Origin of the sequence: Methylomonas defluvii, from assembly GCF_033949435.1 — a bacterium.
In the GTDB taxonomy this organism is placed as follows: domain Bacteria; phylum Pseudomonadota; class Gammaproteobacteria; order Methylococcales; family Methylomonadaceae; genus Methylomonas; species Methylomonas defluvii.
Map to the genome: position 1 here is coordinate 205,473 of NZ_JAXARY010000006.1, position 16,379 is coordinate 221,851.

A 16,379-nucleotide genomic window follows, 5' to 3' on the forward strand; every position below is an offset into this window, starting at 1 on the left:
ATAGGACATGCTCATTACGGACCTTGCCCAACGTTGCGGCGCCACCGCCCAGGGCGGCGACTCGACCACTTTTATTAATTCTGCGGCTGACATCATGTCAGCCACCCCGCATCAAGTCACCGTGCTTAGCGACGGTAAATACAAAAAATATTTGAAAGACTCCAAGGCCTCGGCCTGCTTTATCGCCGAACAATTGCTAGATGGCGAGATTCCGGAAAATCTGACCTTGTTGGTCTGCAAAGACCCGGAAATCAGCTTTTTAAATGCGGTAAAACTGCTGCACCCGGAACCGGTTTTTAAACGCCAGGTGTCCGAGCATGCGGTGTTGGCTGAAACATCGACTTTGGGTTTTGACGTACATGTCGGGCCGTTCGCTACCGTGGGCCAACAAAGCAGCATCGGCGACAGCAGCACCATCGAAGCCGGCGCCCGCATCGGTAATCATGTGATGATCGGCAAGCACTGCCATATCCATCCCAACGCGGTGATCTACGATCACAGCATCATTGGCAATAACGTGATCATTCACGCCGGCGCGGTAATCGGTGCCGACGGCTTTGGCTATAAATTCCGAGACAATCAGCATGTGAAAGTGCCGCATGTCGGTCATGTGGAAATTGCCGACAACGTCGAAATCGGTGCCAATACCTGTATCGACCGCGGCGCGCTGGGCGCCACTAAAATCGGCTGGGGTAGCAAGATCGACAATTTGGTGCAATTAGGTCACAACAATATCGTTGGCCGTAATGTGATTATCTGCGGCCAGTCCGGCATCTCCGGCTCTTGCACCATCGAAGACGGCGCGATTCTGGCGGGTAGCACCGGGGTGGCAGACCACGTCAAAATCGGTGCGCGGGCAGTCGTGATGGCCCGCAGCGGCATCTCCGGCGACATCGATCCCGGCGCGCAAGTGTTCGGCAGCCCGGCCAAGGATCGCAAAGTGGCCTGGAAAGAATTGGCCGCTTTGGCCAAATTGCCGGAGTTGCTGCAAAAATTTAAGGCGCTGGAAGCCCGGGTGCTCAAACTGGAAGAGTAAGCAGGTTTGTAGGGGCGCTTTAAATCGCCCCTACAACTTGGCACATTTCTATACCACTCAACAGGACAGAATCATGAACGACAAACAGCGGGTCGCGGAACACGCGGTACAACATGTCAAACCGGGCATGATAGTGGGACTGGGCACCGGTTCCACCACCAATTTTTTCATCGAAGCACTGGCGCGTCGGCAAAACGAGGAAGGCCTGCAGTTCAAGGTGGTTTCCAGTTCAGTAGTCAGCGCCAATAAAGCCAAACAACTGGGTTTGTCCTTGCTCGGCATCGAACATATCGACGGCTTGGATTTATATGTGGATGGCGCTGACGAAGTAAGCCCAGACCTGACTTTGCTGAAAGGCCGCGGTTACGACCTGGTGCGAGAAAAGTTGCTGGCCAAGGCTGCTGATCAGTTTCTGGTATTGATTGATGCCAGCAAGAAGGTTGATCGCATCGGCGAGAAATTCCCTATTCCCCTCGAAGTCAGCCCATTTGCCTGGCGGCTGGTGCAGCGCAGTGTTGCAGCGATTGGCGGCCACGGCTCGTTGCGACAAACGGCGAATCAAGACGGATTGGTGGTTACCTCACACGGCAGTCTGGTGCTGGATGTAGCCTTCGCATCCAATCCGGACGGCAAAACCCTGAACGAGCAGCTGAATGCCATTCCGGGCATCGTCGAACACGGCATTTTCAGCGGCCTGACCCGAGCAGTATTCTGCGGTCAAGACGGCCAAGTCGAAGAGCAGTGGGCCTAGTGCCTGCGAACAGACAACAGCCACCCCAAGCAATGCCGCCGAATGGGCAGGTTCTCACCCATTCGGCGGTTTACCCTCACGTTACGAAATAAAACGTCAAACTAAAAACCCCGGTTGCCGTGGAAATCAGCCGCACTTTATTCAGCAAAGGCAGCGACAGCCAGTAATAATGGCATTCGGTTTTTCGGCGTTCCCAAGTCAACCGCAAACACTCTACACACTTGCGGTAAAGGCGCGGCATAAGCCGCCATAAGCCGTACAACAACAAACCGGCGATCAATAACAGAATATAGAACGTGACGATCTGGCTACCGTGCCGGGAGGTATGAAATAGGTGTTCAACCGTGTGCTCTATGCCTAGCTCGAACCATTCGTACAGAAAATGCAGTAGCTCGAAACACAGATGCAGAACATTCATAAACAAATCAATCACCATGTCATACATGGCGATTGATAGCGCGATCAGCCCCACGATAACCAAGTCAAGATGGTCTTTAATCATCTCAATTCTCCAGGATTTGTGAATAACAAACGCAACCTGGCCGGTTAGCGCTCTTCCATGGCCATTTGCCTGTGGTATTCCGCCATTTGCCTGCTTTCTTTAGCGGCCATCTCCAAATCTCTGACCATCGCGTCAGCCCGCGCCTTCAAATCCTGAATGCGTTTTCCATACTTCCAGGGTTTGGCTATATATTGATCCAGCATTTCCCGCTCTTCCTGGGCATCCGCATCCAGCGTTTTAGCGACATCTTCGTAATGATCGGCAAGACGTATATGCGCATCTCGGGTATCAGCGGTCTGTACCGCTTTTGCCCAACTTTGCGGCTTGGGGCCAGACTCTGTCGCACAAGCAGACAGCAATCCGACGGCAATCAGTAGCGATGCTAAGTGTTTAGTTTTCATTGATGGTCTCCTTTCTTATTATTTGTGATCACAATGTTTTCTAATGCAATGTGCTGTTTTTACAATCACTCTTAACCAACTCCCTGATTCGGCAAAGGTACGGAGGGAATAAAAAAGTTAGAAACTCCATTCGCCCTTTTGCCGATGCAATTGATCCATCTTCATCGACGCTTGCTCAAAGGATTGCAGCATATCGTCGGAATGCGGAGTAAGCGTTGCGGCAACTCGGTTAAGCTGCGGCGTCGAAGACGCGCTGTCAGCAGCCGTTGTGGATGACGCCACAGCGGATAAGACAGTCTTCACACCAACAGCATGGGGATACTCGGCATTTTCCCTAGTTGCACAAGCGGACATCAGCAAACTAACGCTGATTAAATACGCGGCACTTATCCGTGCAGCGCTTTTTCCCGAAGCTAATGGAATAAACATGAATTGCGGCTCCTGTTGTTATCTGGCCTGACCCAGTTTTGATTTTTGAAAATGCCCCTTCACACATCATTAAGATAGCGAATCGCTACCTTAATAGCAACACCATTGCCTTTCTTCCTATCAGTTAGCCATTGCAAACGCCGCTTTTTTGTTTAAAAAGCAGCCGTAATCAAGCTGCGTAACGGTAAATGGGGTTGATCGGGGTGTTATGGTCAAGCTTGATCAGCTCTTCAATCAAGCCATCGTCAAGCCCATACACCCAGCCGCGCACGGTTGGTTTATGACCCTGTTTCCAGGCCGATTGAATGATGGAGGTATGCGCCAGGCGATACACCTGTTCGATAATGTTCAACTCAACCATCCGATCAAGCTGCTTCTCCGGATTGATATGATCCAACTCGTCCATATGCAGACGATAGACATCCTTGATATGCATCAGCCATTTATTGGTGATCGCCAAATCGACATTTTGCGCTTGCAATGCCGCTTTAACGCCGCCGCAACCGTAATGACCGCAGACAATCACATGTTTGACTTTCAGTACTTCAATCGCGTACTGCAACACGCTGAGGCAATTAAAGTCTGTGGTAACGACTTGGTTAGCGATGTTGCGGTGCACAAAAATTTCTCCCGGCTGGGCGTTGACCACGGTCTCCGCCGGCACCCGGCTGTCGGCGCAACCTATCCATAAAAACTCGGGACGTTGCTCCTTGGCCAAATTGACGAAATAGTCCGGATTTCTGTTTACCAGTTGTTGAGACCAGGCTTTGTTTTCTAAAAGCAGTTTGTTAGGCATGGCACGCACATTCCTTATTGAGTTGATGGTGAGGCTAAATTAACGGCTTAACCTTTCATCAACCTTTCAAAGAACGGCTGGCTATCCCAAAAGCATCTGCTAACTATTTAATACACTTTCGTCAGCATTAAAAACAATCTCGAAGCGAGTACCCTGCCTACCCTGGCCGCCACTGACTACCGTGACCCGTGCCGCATGCAAATCGGCAATTTCTTTGACAATAGCCAGACCCAAACCGCAACCCTCCCCTTGGCTGCCCTGGATTCGATAAAAGCGTTCGAAAATTTTCTCCTGCTCGATAATCGAAATGCCGGGGCCGTCGTCCTCGACAATCAGCGCCGCATGCGGCAAAGCCAGAACGCCAACATTGATATGGCCGCCGCTGTTGCCGTAGCAAATGGCATTGTCCAGCAGATTGCTGAGCAATTCGCGTAGCAAGACTTCGTCGCCAGCGACCGTCACCGCCACGTTCGGCGCGTCGAATCCCAGTTCAATATTGCGATCCAAAGCCCTGGTCACCCAATCCATACACGATTCCTGTGCCAGCTTGACCAAATCGACCGGTTTGAATTCCGGAGCGCTTTGCGACACCGATTCCGAGCGGGCGAGAACCAGCAATTGCGTACTGAGGTGAGCAACGCGGTCGGCGGCATTTTTGATATGGCCCAGCGCCGCTTTCATCGCTTCCGGGTTGTCGGCGCTCCGCGCGCGTTCAGCCTGTAGTTTCAGACCCGCCAGCGGCGTGCGCAGTTGATGCGCGGCATTTTCGATGAAGCGCTGCTGGGTGATTAAGGTCGAACCCAGCCGTTGCAACAGATCGTTAATCGTATGCGTCAGCGAGCGTACTTCCAACGGCACGTCGGCATCCAGGATCGGATTAAAGTCGCGAGCCGAACGCTCGGCCAGGTGCGCGGCCAGATCGTTCAACGGCCTGAGCCCGCGATTAACGCCGGTCCAAACATGAAAACCGACGATGAACAGCAGCAAAAATTGTGGCGGGACCACGGCCAGCAAAATCTCGGTCATCATGCTGCGGCGTTTGTTCAGAGTTTCCGCCACCGACACCAGCACATGCTCGGAGCTGGGCGTCGGCGTGGTCAGCACTGACACGATCCGCACCTCATGGCCTTCGATCTCGCCGTTCGAAAAAAACGGTTCATTACTGGTTAACATGTTAATCGCTGGACTGGGCAAGTCTGCATCGCCGGCCATGAAACCCTCTGCTTGCGACTCCACTTTAAAAAAGGTTTTATCGACGTCGTCCCAACGAAATACCTCGACAGCGATCGGCGGCAATTCGAAAGTGACGTGGTTTTGTTGGGCATGAACCTCTTGCGTCAACGACTTCACCGAATCCAGCAACCAGCGGTCGTACGCCAGATCGGTATAGTGCATTGCCACGAAATAAGAAGCAGCGGCATCCAGCAATACCACGAAAAGCAGGGGCAAAGTCAGCTTGGAAAGCAGCTGGGCCCTAAGACTTTGCGGTTTATTCATCCTGACTTTTCTCCAAAAGATAACCCAGCCCGCGCAGGGTTCTAATGTTGATCCCCAACGGTTCCAAGCGCTTGCGCAGCCTATGCACATACACTTCGATGGCATTGTCGGCCAATTCCTCGGCATGGGCCGCCAGCCGTTGCGCAATATTATCCTTGCTGACCACCCGGCCGCTGTTCAACATCAAGGCTTCCAACACGCCGTATTCCCGCGGCGGCAGCGCCATCGGCATGTCGTTGGCGCTGATCTGCTGATTGCGGGTATCCAAAGTCAATGCCCCGAAACGAATGTCATGGTTAAAACCGCCATGGCTGCGGCGCAGAAGCGCCCTGACCCTAGCTTCCAACTCCCGCAGTTCGAAGGGTTTGGTCATGTAATCGTCCGCGCCCAGTTCCAGACCGCTGACCCTATCATTCAGCGCATCGCGGGCGGTCAATATCAATACCGGGATCGCCGATTTACGCGCCCGCAACTGCCGCAATACCTCCCGGCCGTCGATGTCGGGCAGGCCCAAATCCAGAATCACCAGATCGTAGGGTTGCGTCATCAGCGCGCTACCGGCGTAACTCCCAGTCTTGGCCAGCGTGGTGTCGAAGCCCCAATCGCTCAGGGTTCGCGACAAGCCGTCCCCCAATGCGGCGTCATCTTCGACTAATAAAATTCGCATGTTTTTTTCCTAGCTTGATCGGTTAATGAACATTGGCAGAGCGCTCGCATCAAATTCTACAATCAACGCAGTTTAGCGCCATATCGGAAAAAGCAGCTCGCGGTTAGGCAGTGCTTAACGCGAATGGCTTAACTGCAAGGATTAAGCTTTATCCCAACACTTTTGTGGTAGATGCCGCCGTGATCCTGGGTCATAATCCGTTCAAGCAGCCTTTTCTGAGAAAGCCTTTCAGTTTCAACGACCCAGCGTCGTGAAAACCTGGCGCCGCAAAACGCCGCCGACAGCCCGCGTGCTGGAACTTATCCGGCCAAAAACAAGAGGAGAATCGCATGTCACAATTACAAAAAAACCAGGAAGCGCCCTTTTTTAGATCCGCCAATCAAGACAACAAACTCATTTACCTGTCCGATTATCAAGAGGACAAAAATGTAGTGTTGTACTTCTATCCCAAAGACGACACCCCCGGCTGCACCATCGAAGCCAACGACTTTACCGCGCTGGCCGGCGAATTCGACGCCCAGGACACCGTAATCATCGGCGTCAGCAAAGACGATTGCCAAAGCCACCGCGACTTCATCGCCAAATACGGCCTAAACGTACAATTGCTGGCCGACACCTCCGGCGACCTCTGCGAAGCTTACGGCGTTTGGCAGGAAGTGGAAAAAGACGGCGTGAAAAAATGGAAAATCGTCCGCTCGACCTTCATCATCGGCAAAGACGGCAAACTGATCGAAGCCATGTATGGTGTTAACCATGAAGGACATGCGCAGGCGGTGTTGGATATTATCAAAGGACTGAACGCGCCGGCTGAGGCATAAAAGATGACTAGGTCGGGTTGCGGCTTATGCCTATCCCGACCTACCGGAATGAATCCTACCAGCCAAGACGACCAGAAATATCGCTTAGCTCATACCGAATTTCCAACCCTGAGCAATCACGAACGATGCGCTGCACGCTGTTCAACACATCCACAGCCCTGAAAGAGGGCGTCGGCTTACCGACCGCCAAACTCTTGTTCGCAATTGGGAGGAAATAACCTTCGAAACCTGGATTTCATTGAGGCTACTTGTTTTAGATAGCAGCCTGGACGGTTACTTTACTGTCACATCCATTTCGAAGTGATCTTAGAGTATCTTTGAGTAAAGAACTTCGTGCAATGGATGTCCCGTCAATGCCGACGAGGTGCGCTCTTTATCGGTGAGTGTAAAACCACAACCCGCATACGCAGCTTCGGCTGGGGAATTGCCTTTGATGCACCACAGCTCGATGCCGGCAAAACCTAAATTGAATGATTCCGCCACTGAACGATCAATGAGTTTTCTCCCTAATCCTTGGCGCCAATGGGCAGGCGACACATTGAGCGCCCAAAGTTCAACAGTCAGTTCCTGTGTCGGATAACGAGGTGCGCCGATAATTGAAAAGCCAACCGTATTGCCTTCGTCCTCCGCAACAAACACCATGAACTCTCTGGTTGGATTAGTTAACCGTTCTGTTAGTGCGTCCAGGTTTGCGGAAGGATCTAATGACGCCAAGAACTCCGATGGCATGAACGGCTGGTAAGCAGAGCGCCAAGCCGCCACGCGAATTTGACCAATGGCTTTTGCATCGGCCGGAATAGCAAGACGTATCGACATGGGCGGAATCACGGATAAGGTTTTTGTTGTTTGTCAGATTAGCTTTTCGTAACGATGAGACATTGTAGCCTCGATGCAGCGTCAGCGGAATCGAGGGCGTAGGCTTACCGACCACCAAACATATATTGACAATTGCAGGATATTTGCCTTCGAAACCTCGATTGCATCGAGGCTACTTGCTAACTCCGGGCTCACCCGACAAAAACCGCGTAGCGGTTTTTTGCCTGGTTCCCGAGCTCCGGCTTGGGAACTCTATCTCGGAAGCTCAGCTTCCCGACTCTACTGGAAGCAATAGCTTCCAAGACCAAAGCTCCCAAGCCAGAGCTTGGGAGCCAGTCAAAACCCATATCGGCAGTTGAAGGATATTGGCCTTCGAAACCTCGATTGCATCGAGGCTTCGAGCTAATCACACCCACTCGGGCTCATTTTGGTTCCCAGTACTTTTTAGCATTAGGTAGTATTTCCTCCCTCTTGATTTTTTCGCTCAAAAAATCAATTTTCGACACGGCGATTGATCGTACATGCTCAACTAGATCGGCAAGCGCAATTTCATCAGAAGTATGCCATAACAAATACGGTTGATTTAGTTCCCGGTATAAATCAAATGGCACGTTATTCTTGAACTTTACTGGAAATACAAGGGCTATTTCCACGTGCTCAACTCGCTCCGCACCACTATGAGCAGCGAAATTATGGCGATAGGAGATGCAATTATCGTGTAGCCCATGAAATTTAACGTCAAGCTGTGCACGTTCAAGCTTTACTGGTCGACCTTCGCATTTTGAAAAGCACTTTCCATAAAACGTAAGAGCAGCAACGAACAACCCCTTGATCAAATCATAATTTTCGCGATTAGTTGGTTTATGAACGTTTTGATCTTTTCGAGTTGGCCTCTCATCATGGCGAGTCTCAATCTCATGGAGCCACGTAAGCACGTTACGTAGATCTTTTTCTATGAGTGTGTAGCCAGCAAGTTGCCTACAAAGTTTGGAGTCTAGAAGAAGACGACGACATGGCTTTTTTTTGTACTTATAAACACGTTCAATATTTCCGGAAGTCGGATCAATAATCTCGGTTACAGTAAACTTATTGGTCATAACCATTTAGATAGTCTGTTGGCGTGAGCAGAATAGCATTTTCCAACCCACTTTAGAGATTTCGGATTAGGTCAACTAAACCACCTCATCCGGCAAAAAACCACCAGCCTGCATCGTCCACAGCCGATAATAAAAGCCCTGCTTGTCCAGCAACTCCTGATGGCTGCCGTCCTCGACTATACGGCCTTGATCGAACACCAGCACCCGGTCCAGATGAGCGATGGTGGAGAGGCGGTGGGCGATGGCGATGACGGTTTTGCGGCCCATGACGCGGTCCAGGTTTTCCTGGATGGTTTTTTCGGTGACCGAATCCAGGCTGGAGGTGGCTTCGTCCAGGATCAGGATGGGCGCGTCTTTTAGCATCACCCGGGCGATGGCGATGCGCTGGCGTTGGCCGCCGGACAGTTTCACGCCGCGTTCACCGACCAGGGATTCATAGCCTTCCGGCATGGCTGCGATAAACTCTTCGGCATGTGCCAGCTTGGCGGCGAAGCTGATTTGCGCGTCGTCGGCGTCCAGTTTGCCGTAGCCGATGTTTTCTTTCAGGCTGCGGTGAAACAGGCTGGGGTCTTGTGGAATCAGACTGATTTGCGCATGCAGGGAATCCTGAGTCGCCAACAAAATATCCTGCCCATCGACCAGGATTTGCCCGGCTTGCGGCTCGAAGTTGCGCAAGATCAAATTCACAAACGTGGATTTGCCGGAGCCGGAGAATCCGACCAAACCCACCCGCTGCCCTGGTTCGATCACTACATTTAAATGGTCGAACACCTGCCTGCCCGGCTCGTAGCTAAAGCAGACGTTTTTAAACTCGATGCGGCCTTGGTTGATGTGCAGGAGTTTGGCGTCCGGCAGGTCGATGATTTCGTGGCTTTGGATGATGGTGTCCACGCCGTTGGCGACGTTACCGACGTATTCAAAAAACTCCAGAAAACGCCGGCTCAAATTGCGGGCGTCGCCGATCACCAAAATCGCCAAGCCGGTGCTCATCGCAAAGGCACCGACGCTGATTTCCCCGGCCTGCCAGAGTTGCAAGGCGTAGCCGATGGTGCCGATCTTTAAAATGGCGGCGGCGGTAAATTGAAACCAGCGTACCCGCTCCATATACCAAAAGGTGCGGCGGGCGCTTTTTAGTTCGGTGTCCAGAAAGCTATCCAGATATGTGCGTTCGTGCTGCAAGCGGGCGAACAATTTGGCGTTGAGAATATTCGTCACCGCATCGACGATCTTGCCGTTGACCATGCTGCGGGTGGCGGCAAAATCCTGGGCGTAGGGTTGGCAGCGAGTGGCCAGCCAATACGAGATCAACACGTACATCAATACCCAACCAGCCACGAACAGGCCCAAGCCTTGATGCACCCCCAGCAGTAGCGTCACCGACACCGTAAACGTCACGGCTATCGGCCAGAAATCGCAGATGATGGACCAGGTGGTGTGATTGACGCTCATCGCCGTTTCGCTGATGCGATGCGCCAGCGCGCCGGCGAAATGGTTGCCAAAGTAGCGCGGCGCGTGGTTTTGCAGATAGGCAAACAAAGACCGCGCTGTGCCCTGCCGCAAGCGCGGACCCATGATGATCAGTACCGCGCCGCTGCTGCGGCTGAATATAATCTCGGCCAGATTCAGGCCGGCGAGCAACAACAAGGGTTGTTTGAAAGTCTCCAGCCAATCAACAACCGGCACGGGCTGATTGGCGACCGCATCCATCAAGGCTTTGATCGCATAAGGCACTAAAATGCTGCCGGCTGCTTGGCCGGTTTCCAGTATCAGCATCAACAGCAACAGCCAGCGGAACGGCTTTAAGCAAAACAGGATAAAACGCCAGGGGTTGGCGGGTAATGGCGGTGCGTCCGCGGCGCGGCGGAGACCTTCCTTGGTGGGCGATTTGGACATGATGGCGTCAAGTAAGAAAGCGGCCGGCCATTATAGCCAATTGCCCGGCGGCCGCGCCGTTGATGAGCGGGCCAGGTAGAGCAGCGTTATATCAGTAACGAATTCGATACCACCACATGCCGACCATTTCGTGGGCCAGCAGGAAGCTGTTGGACCAGGCTGTTGGAGACGGCAACCAATCCAGCCAGCGGGATTTGCCTGCATGACCGATAAAGGCCGTTGGCGCCGGCAATACTTCAAAACCGGCTTTGCGAAACTCCAAAGCAGCGCGCGGCATATGGTAGGCCTGGGTGACCAGAACAATCTTATTGATGCCAAACTCTTTTAACAGCTCGTGGCTGAAACGGGCATTTTCGGCGGTATTGCTGCTACGTGGCTCCCGCCAGGCCACGGGAATTTTAAACTCGCTCTCCAAGGTTTGCGCCATCAAATCCGCTTCGGGAATGTCATCCGGCTCCAGCATACCGCCCCCTGAAGCCAAAATCGGCAGACTCAATTCCCCGGCCAACTTGGCAGCATAGCGCACACGCAGCAAGGTTCTGACATGTAAAGTCACCTGCCCTGGATATTCCGGCGCGCTATATTCGATACCGCCGCCTATCACCACCAAGGCCTGCGGTTTAAATTGCTGCACGGCTTCGGTAGAAAGAGGCGAAACCCTTTCCCAGAGCATGGCCCAGTGCTTAACCACAATCGGCAAACTCAATAACCACAACAGTGCCAGACAGACTATCGCCATGTTCTTCCCCCATTTACGCTTGCGCAAAAGCAAGCCAACCAGCGCCAGCATCGCCAAAGAGGTTGGCGGCAACAACAGCAGCTTGATAAAGTAGATAGCGATGATGGACATGGGACACGATCATCCTTGAGCAAGCAAGTATCAGTCAATATGGCTATAGACAAACCACATTGGGAGTGAGTTAGAGACGCAAGATTTTGCGTCCCTACAGGCTTAGCGCGGTTATATCGCCAATCTGGAAATCCCCACCGCTTCCCGCAAGGTATTGATAAACGGCCGGGTGATGGCACGGGCTTTCTCGGCGCCTTCTTGCAATTGCTGCTCGATATGCTCCGGCGCTTCCATTAAGGCTTCGTAACGCTCGCGAGCCGGGGCGATTTCATCGTTGATTTTCTCGAACAACACCTGCTTCATCTCGCCCCAGCCTATGCCTTCGGCGTAGCGTTGGCGGATCGCTTCGACTTCGTGGTGATTGGCAAAGGCCTGATAGATACCAAACAAGGTGCAACCTTCCGTATCCTTGGGTTCGCCAGGTTCCAGCGAGTTGGTTTTGATTTTGTTGATCAACTTGCGCAGTTTCTTTTCCGGTTCGAACAACGGGATAGTGTTGTTGTAGCTTTTGCTCATCTTCCGGCCATCCAGGCCCAGCAAGGTCGCGGCGTTGTCGTCCAGCACCGCTTCCGGCAAGACAAAATGTTCACCATAAATATGGTTAAAGCGGCTGGCGATGTCGCGGGCCATTTCGATGTGCTGGATTTGATCTTTGCCCACCGGCACTTTGTTGGCGTTGAACATCAAAATATCGGCGGCCATCAGGATGGGGTAACTGAACAAGCCCATCGTGATGCCTTTGTCCGGATCGTTGCCTTCGGTTTCTTCGTTTTCGGCGACGGCGGCTTTATAAGCATGGGCGCGATTCATCAAGCCCTTGGCGGTCACGCAAGTCAGCATCCAGGTCAGTTCCAGAATTTCCGGCACATCGGACTGGCGGTAAAACACCGCGTTGGAGGTATCCAATCCCAGCGCCAGCCAGGTCGCGGCGATTTCCAGGCTGGATTGCTTGACCCTGGCAGGCTCGTTGCATTTGATCAGCGCATGGTAGTCGGCCAGAAAATAAAACGGTCTGACCTGCTCGTCTTTGCTGGCATTGATCGCCGGCCGGATCGCCCCGGCGTAATTGCCAAGATGCGGCGTGCCGGTGGTGGTGATACCGGTAAGGACAATGGATTTACTCATGCTGCTGCCTGCGCTGTCTGTAATGAAAAAGTGGCGGAATTTTACACAAATAGCCTGGGATAGTCAGGCAATAAAACCGCCGAACCTGGCAATTGCCTGGATGCCAACTGCGTCACAGCCCGCCCAAAAAATCCGCTGATTCGGGCGATATGAGCCACTATTTCCTAACCAGAGCCACGGATTTTTATAGTAAACTCCCTGCGACTGATTTTTTACCCAACCACTGCCAATCCGAATCGGGGGAAGCCAATGCTGAATCATGATGAAAAACGCGATTACATCCGTATGGATGTGGACTGTGACATTACCTATAAGCTGGCCGATTCCAGCGAGGTCAGTACCGGTAAATGCACAACGCTGAGCGGCGCCGGCGTATCGTTTATTGCCAACCGGCCGTTCGATGTCGGTTTAGCCATGGAAGTCAGCATCATGCCGAAAACCCAAATCACCCCACCGATGACGGCCTTCATCGAAGTGGTGCGTAGCGTCAAACAAGGCGACGGCAGCTTTGAAATAGCCGCATCAATCAAAAGCATTAAAGGCAATTAAGGACAACACCCGCTCCTGACAAGGACGTAGCACGCTATGTATATCATCACCAAAGAAGTTTATTTTTGCTACGGCCACCGCCTGATGAACCATCCGGGCAAGTGCCGCAACTTGCACGGCCACAGCGTCAAAGCCAGCATCTCCATCAAACAAAACAGCCTAAACGACCAAGGCATGGTCTGCGATTTTTCCGACGTGAAAGACTGCGTGGATGGCTTTATCAATAAGGTGCTGGATCACAACTTTTTACTGCATAAAGACGACCCTATCATCCCGGCCCTGGTCGCCAACCACGAACAGTTTTTGGCAATCGACGAACATCCCACCGCCGAAGTACTGAGTAAGATGATTTACCAGCACGTCAAACAACAAGGCTTTAATGTCGATCAAGTGGTGTTGTGGGAAACCGCCAGCGCCAATGCTTGCTATCGGGAAGACTAAGCATGAGCTTGGTGCAACCGGTCAACACCGCACTCTGCCTGGAAAAGATCTGCGAATCCAATTATCAGAAGTTGTTCAGGCTGATTCCGAATCTGCGCTCTTTTGATAAAACCGCCGTCGGCCTGACTCAAAACAAACCGGCGCTGTATCTGCAAGTGCTGGAGCGTAACCCCTACACCTTGACGATAGAACTTAGCCATTGCTTCGACCAACAACTGTCAGAGCACATCGTGCCGGCGGTGAAAATTCGGATTTATCTGGATGCGCAATTGGCGGAAGTGCTGCGCGACATTGACCGGCCGACAGTCGATAAGGTTTACCAAGATCCCGGCAGTCTAGTGGAAATCAGAAACTACAAATGGCGCTTAAACTATTTCCTGCAAAAGTGGCTGGATCATTGCCTTAAGACTGATTACCGCTTCACGCACGACAAACTCAACCAAGCTGCTGCTGTAAAGCCGCTCTGACACAACGCAACACGCCGTAACTGTAAGCGCCGCCCAGTTGCTCGTAGACCGGCTTCAAGGCATTGCGTTGTTCTTCCGGCAAGCTTAACAACACCGCTTCGATTTCACTGACTTCCGCCGGCGACAAGCTCAACACATCGCCCAGCGCCACCAGCCCCAGTTCCAGACTTTTGGCCATGTGATTGTAAATCGTGTCCTCGCTCAGGCCACGCTGTTTCGCCACTTGCTCGACGCTATAGCCCAATCTGAATAAATCCAGACTTTCCGCAACCGTGTCGGTGGCTGACACCGGCGGCTCGTCGTCGAATTGGGCTAACACCGCCAAAAACTCATCGCCGTATAGCTCCAGCTTGCGCTGGCCAACACCGGAAATTGTTGCCATTTGTTGGTGATTACGTGGACGAACATCCACCATCATCATTAACGTCGCATCATTAAAGATGAAGTACGGCGGCACGTCCTGCTCGTCGGCCAGTTCCTTGCGTTTGGCTCGCAAAGCATTCCACAAGGCGCTGTCCGCAGCGCCACCCGGCTGGCGTTTTTCGGCTTTTTCGCGGCGGGTCTTGGCGATCTGCGCATCCTTGCGCAACATCAAAGTTTGCTCGCCGCGTAACACCGGCCGGCAGGCATCGGTCAGTTTCAAACTACCGTGACCTTCGAAATCGATTTCCACCAAAGACTTGGCGACCAATTGCCGAAACACCGAGCGCCATTGTTTTTCGTCCAGCGCTTTACCGATCCCGAAGGTGGACTGCTTGTCATGGCCGAACTGGCGCATGCGGTCATCGGCTTTGCCCAGCAACACGTCGATCAAATAAGTCACGCCAAAGCGCTGGCCGGTGCGATAGATGCACGACAAGGCTTGCTGCGCGGCAACGCTGCCATCCCAGGTTTCCACCGGCTCCAGGCAGGTATCGCAATTGCCGCAGCCCTGCTCCAGAACGTCACCAAAGTAGCCAAGCAGCGCCTGCCGCCGGCAACTGACCATTTCGCACAAGGCCAGCATCGCGTCCAGCTTATGCAATTCAATCCGCTTGTGCGCCTCGTCGGCATTCGAGGTGCTGAGCATTTGCCGCAGCGTCAGTACGTCCTGCAAGCCGTAAGCCATCCAGGCATTGGCCGGCAGGCCGTCGCGCCCCGCCCTGCCCGTCTCTTGGTAATAGGCTTCCACGCTTTTCGGCAAGTCCAGATGCGCCACAAAGCGCACATTGGGCTTGTCTATGCCCATACCAAACGCGATGGTCGCGACGATGATCAAACCGTCTTCCATCAAAAACTGATGCTGATTTTTCTGCCGCTCTCTATGCTCCATGCCGGCATGGTAAGGCAGCGCTTTCAGGCCTTTTTGATTCAACCAGTCGGCAGTTTCCTCGACTTTTTTGCGCGACAAGCAATAGACGATGCCGGTGTCGCCGGGGTGTTCGGTGCGGATAAAGTTCAGCAATTGCTGGCGGGCATTGTCTTTTTGAATGATCCGATAGCGAATGTTCGGCCGGTCGAAACCACTAACGAAGACTTGGGCCTGTTCCAGCGCCAAGCGGGCAATAATTTCCTGGCGGGTGCGCTCGTCGGCGGTCGCGGTTAAGGCAATGCGCGGCACTTGCGGAAACTGTTCGTGCAATACCGACAACAACAAGTAATCGGCACGAAAATCGTGGCCCCATTGCGACACACAATGCGCCTCGTCGATGGCAAACAACGCAATCTTGCAGCGAGCAAACAGGGCTTGGGTTCTGGCGTTGGATAAGCGCTCCGGGGCGATGTAGAGCAAATCCAACTCGCCGTTCTGCAATTGCTGTTCGATTTCGCGTACCTGCTCCAGCGCCAGCGTCGAATTTAAATAGGCCGCTCGCACGCCCACTTGGTGTAAAGCGCTGACCTGATCCTGCATCAACGCAATCAACGGCGAAATTACGATGCCGACGCCATCCATCACCAAGGCCGGTATCTGGTAGCACAAGGACTTGCCGCCGCCGGTCGGCATCAATACCAACACATCCCGGCCGCCGATCAATTGCTCGATAATGTGTTGCTGCTGGCCGCGAAAACTATCGTAGCCGAACACGCTACGCAGGGTTTGCAGGGCGGGGTTATTGCTCATAAATCATTACTTGCTAAATCTAAACCGGCAAAAAAGTTGTCGCGGTATTAGACCATAGATCAGGCCATCATCCGCAACCGCCCGATCCATGCGAAATCCGCTACGGCCTTCTACGCCTTGAAATAGTAACGCACATCCCCAAT

General features: G+C 52.8%; 18 protein-coding genes. 6 read left to right on the top strand and 12 right to left on the bottom strand.

Features of this window, described 5'->3' with window-relative positions; translation table 11 throughout:
• Positions 1-7 precede the first annotated feature (7 nt).
• Together lpxD and rpiA are read left to right on the top strand one after the other, a co-directional pair.
• Complete coding sequence (gene lpxD, locus QLH52_RS08785; protein WP_033157076.1) at positions 8-1,036, top strand: UDP-3-O-(3-hydroxymyristoyl)glucosamine N-acyltransferase; 1,029 nt, start codon at positions 8-10, stop codon at positions 1,034-1,036.
• Between the two features lie 73 nt (positions 1,037-1,109).
• Positions 1,110-1,787 (top strand): ribose-5-phosphate isomerase RpiA, encoded by a 678-nt coding sequence (gene rpiA / locus QLH52_RS08790; protein ID WP_319961274.1) that lies wholly within the window; start codon positions 1,110-1,112, stop codon positions 1,785-1,787.
• A gap of 76 nt (positions 1,788-1,863) precedes the next feature.
• Here the strand turns inward: rpiA and QLH52_RS08795 are convergent, their stop codons facing one another.
• From QLH52_RS08795 to QLH52_RS08820, 6 genes are all read right to left on the bottom strand, one after another.
• The gene (locus QLH52_RS08795) at positions 1,864-2,289 is read right to left on the bottom strand and encodes a hypothetical protein (protein ID WP_101052181.1); all 426 of its coding nucleotides are present in this window, start codon (positions 2,287-2,289) and stop codon (positions 1,864-1,866) included.
• 44 nt (positions 2,290-2,333) lie between these two features.
• Positions 2,334-2,690 carry a hypothetical protein gene (locus QLH52_RS08800; protein ID WP_051670067.1) on the bottom strand — a complete coding sequence of 119 codons (357 nt, stop codon included), beginning with the start codon at positions 2,688-2,690 and terminating at the stop codon, positions 2,334-2,336.
• Between the two features lie 117 nt (positions 2,691-2,807).
• Positions 2,808-3,119 (bottom strand): hypothetical protein, encoded by a 312-nt coding sequence (locus QLH52_RS08805; protein ID WP_101052182.1) that lies wholly within the window; start codon positions 3,117-3,119, stop codon positions 2,808-2,810.
• Positions 3,120-3,288: 169 nt separating this feature from the next.
• The gene (gene can / locus QLH52_RS08810; RefSeq protein ID WP_033157080.1) at positions 3,289-3,915 is read right to left on the bottom strand and encodes a carbonate dehydratase; all 627 of its coding nucleotides are present in this window, start codon (positions 3,913-3,915) and stop codon (positions 3,289-3,291) included.
• A gap of 99 nt (positions 3,916-4,014) precedes the next feature.
• Positions 4,015-5,412: a sensor histidine kinase gene (locus tag QLH52_RS08815; RefSeq protein ID WP_319961275.1), complete on the bottom strand. Its 1,398-nt coding sequence runs from the start codon at positions 5,410-5,412 to the stop codon at positions 4,015-4,017.
• Positions 5,405-6,079, bottom strand: a complete 675-nt coding sequence (locus QLH52_RS08820; protein ID WP_205453475.1) for a response regulator — start codon at positions 6,077-6,079, stop codon at positions 5,405-5,407. The genes QLH52_RS08815 and QLH52_RS08820 overlap by 8 nt, the downstream gene beginning before the upstream one ends.
• A gap of 329 nt (positions 6,080-6,408) precedes the next feature.
• On the opposite strand from QLH52_RS08820, the gene QLH52_RS08825 reads away from it, so the two are divergent.
• Positions 6,409-6,897 carry a peroxiredoxin gene (locus tag QLH52_RS08825; RefSeq protein ID WP_033157086.1) on the top strand — a complete coding sequence of 163 codons (489 nt, stop codon included), beginning with the start codon at positions 6,409-6,411 and terminating at the stop codon, positions 6,895-6,897.
• 306 nt (positions 6,898-7,203) lie between these two features.
• Here QLH52_RS08825 and QLH52_RS08830 read toward each other — a convergent pair whose 3' ends face one another.
• The 5 genes from QLH52_RS08830 to QLH52_RS08850 all read right to left on the bottom strand — a co-directional run bounded on the left by QLH52_RS08830 (position 7,204) and on the right by QLH52_RS08850 (position 12,678).
• On the bottom strand, positions 7,204-7,713 hold the full coding sequence (locus QLH52_RS08830) for a GNAT family N-acetyltransferase (RefSeq protein WP_205453473.1): 510 nt from the start codon (positions 7,711-7,713) through the stop codon (positions 7,204-7,206).
• Positions 7,714-8,135: 422 nt separating this feature from the next.
• Positions 8,136-8,816 carry a hypothetical protein gene (locus QLH52_RS08835; protein ID WP_319961276.1) on the bottom strand — a complete coding sequence of 227 codons (681 nt, stop codon included), beginning with the start codon at positions 8,814-8,816 and terminating at the stop codon, positions 8,136-8,138.
• 69 nt (positions 8,817-8,885) lie between these two features.
• On the bottom strand, positions 8,886-10,703 hold the full coding sequence (locus tag QLH52_RS08840) for an ABC transporter ATP-binding protein (protein ID WP_319961277.1): 1,818 nt from the start codon (positions 10,701-10,703) through the stop codon (positions 8,886-8,888).
• Positions 10,704-10,794: 91 nt separating this feature from the next.
• Positions 10,795-11,553: a YdcF family protein gene (locus QLH52_RS08845; RefSeq protein ID WP_319961278.1), complete on the bottom strand. Its 759-nt coding sequence runs from the start codon at positions 11,551-11,553 to the stop codon at positions 10,795-10,797.
• A 111-nt stretch (positions 11,554-11,664) separates the two neighbouring features.
• Positions 11,665-12,678 carry a tryptophan--tRNA ligase gene (locus QLH52_RS08850; protein WP_033157089.1) on the bottom strand — a complete coding sequence of 338 codons (1,014 nt, stop codon included), beginning with the start codon at positions 12,676-12,678 and terminating at the stop codon, positions 11,665-11,667.
• A 249-nt stretch (positions 12,679-12,927) separates the two neighbouring features.
• Here QLH52_RS08850 and QLH52_RS08855 point away from each other — a divergent pair, with 249 nt between their 5' ends.
• Genes QLH52_RS08855 through QLH52_RS08865 form a run of 3 tightly spaced genes read left to right on the top strand, consistent with a single transcriptional unit; the run spans position 12,928 to position 14,135 of the window.
• On the top strand, positions 12,928-13,227 hold the full coding sequence (locus tag QLH52_RS08855; RefSeq protein ID WP_033157090.1) for a PilZ domain-containing protein: 300 nt from the start codon (positions 12,928-12,930) through the stop codon (positions 13,225-13,227).
• A gap of 36 nt (positions 13,228-13,263) precedes the next feature.
• Positions 13,264-13,668, top strand: coding sequence for a 6-pyruvoyl trahydropterin synthase family protein (locus QLH52_RS08860; protein WP_033157091.1), 405 nt, complete (start codon positions 13,264-13,266; stop codon positions 13,666-13,668).
• Between the two features lie 2 nt (positions 13,669-13,670).
• The gene (locus QLH52_RS08865) at positions 13,671-14,135 is read left to right on the top strand and encodes a DUF1249 domain-containing protein (RefSeq protein WP_033157092.1); all 465 of its coding nucleotides are present in this window, start codon (positions 13,671-13,673) and stop codon (positions 14,133-14,135) included.
• Here the strand turns inward: QLH52_RS08865 and recQ are convergent.
• Entirely contained in the window at positions 14,104-16,236 is a 2,133-nt protein-coding gene (gene recQ / locus QLH52_RS08870; protein WP_319961279.1) for a DNA helicase RecQ, read from the bottom strand. The genes QLH52_RS08865 and recQ overlap by 32 nt on opposite strands.
• Positions 16,237-16,379 lie beyond the last annotated feature (143 nt).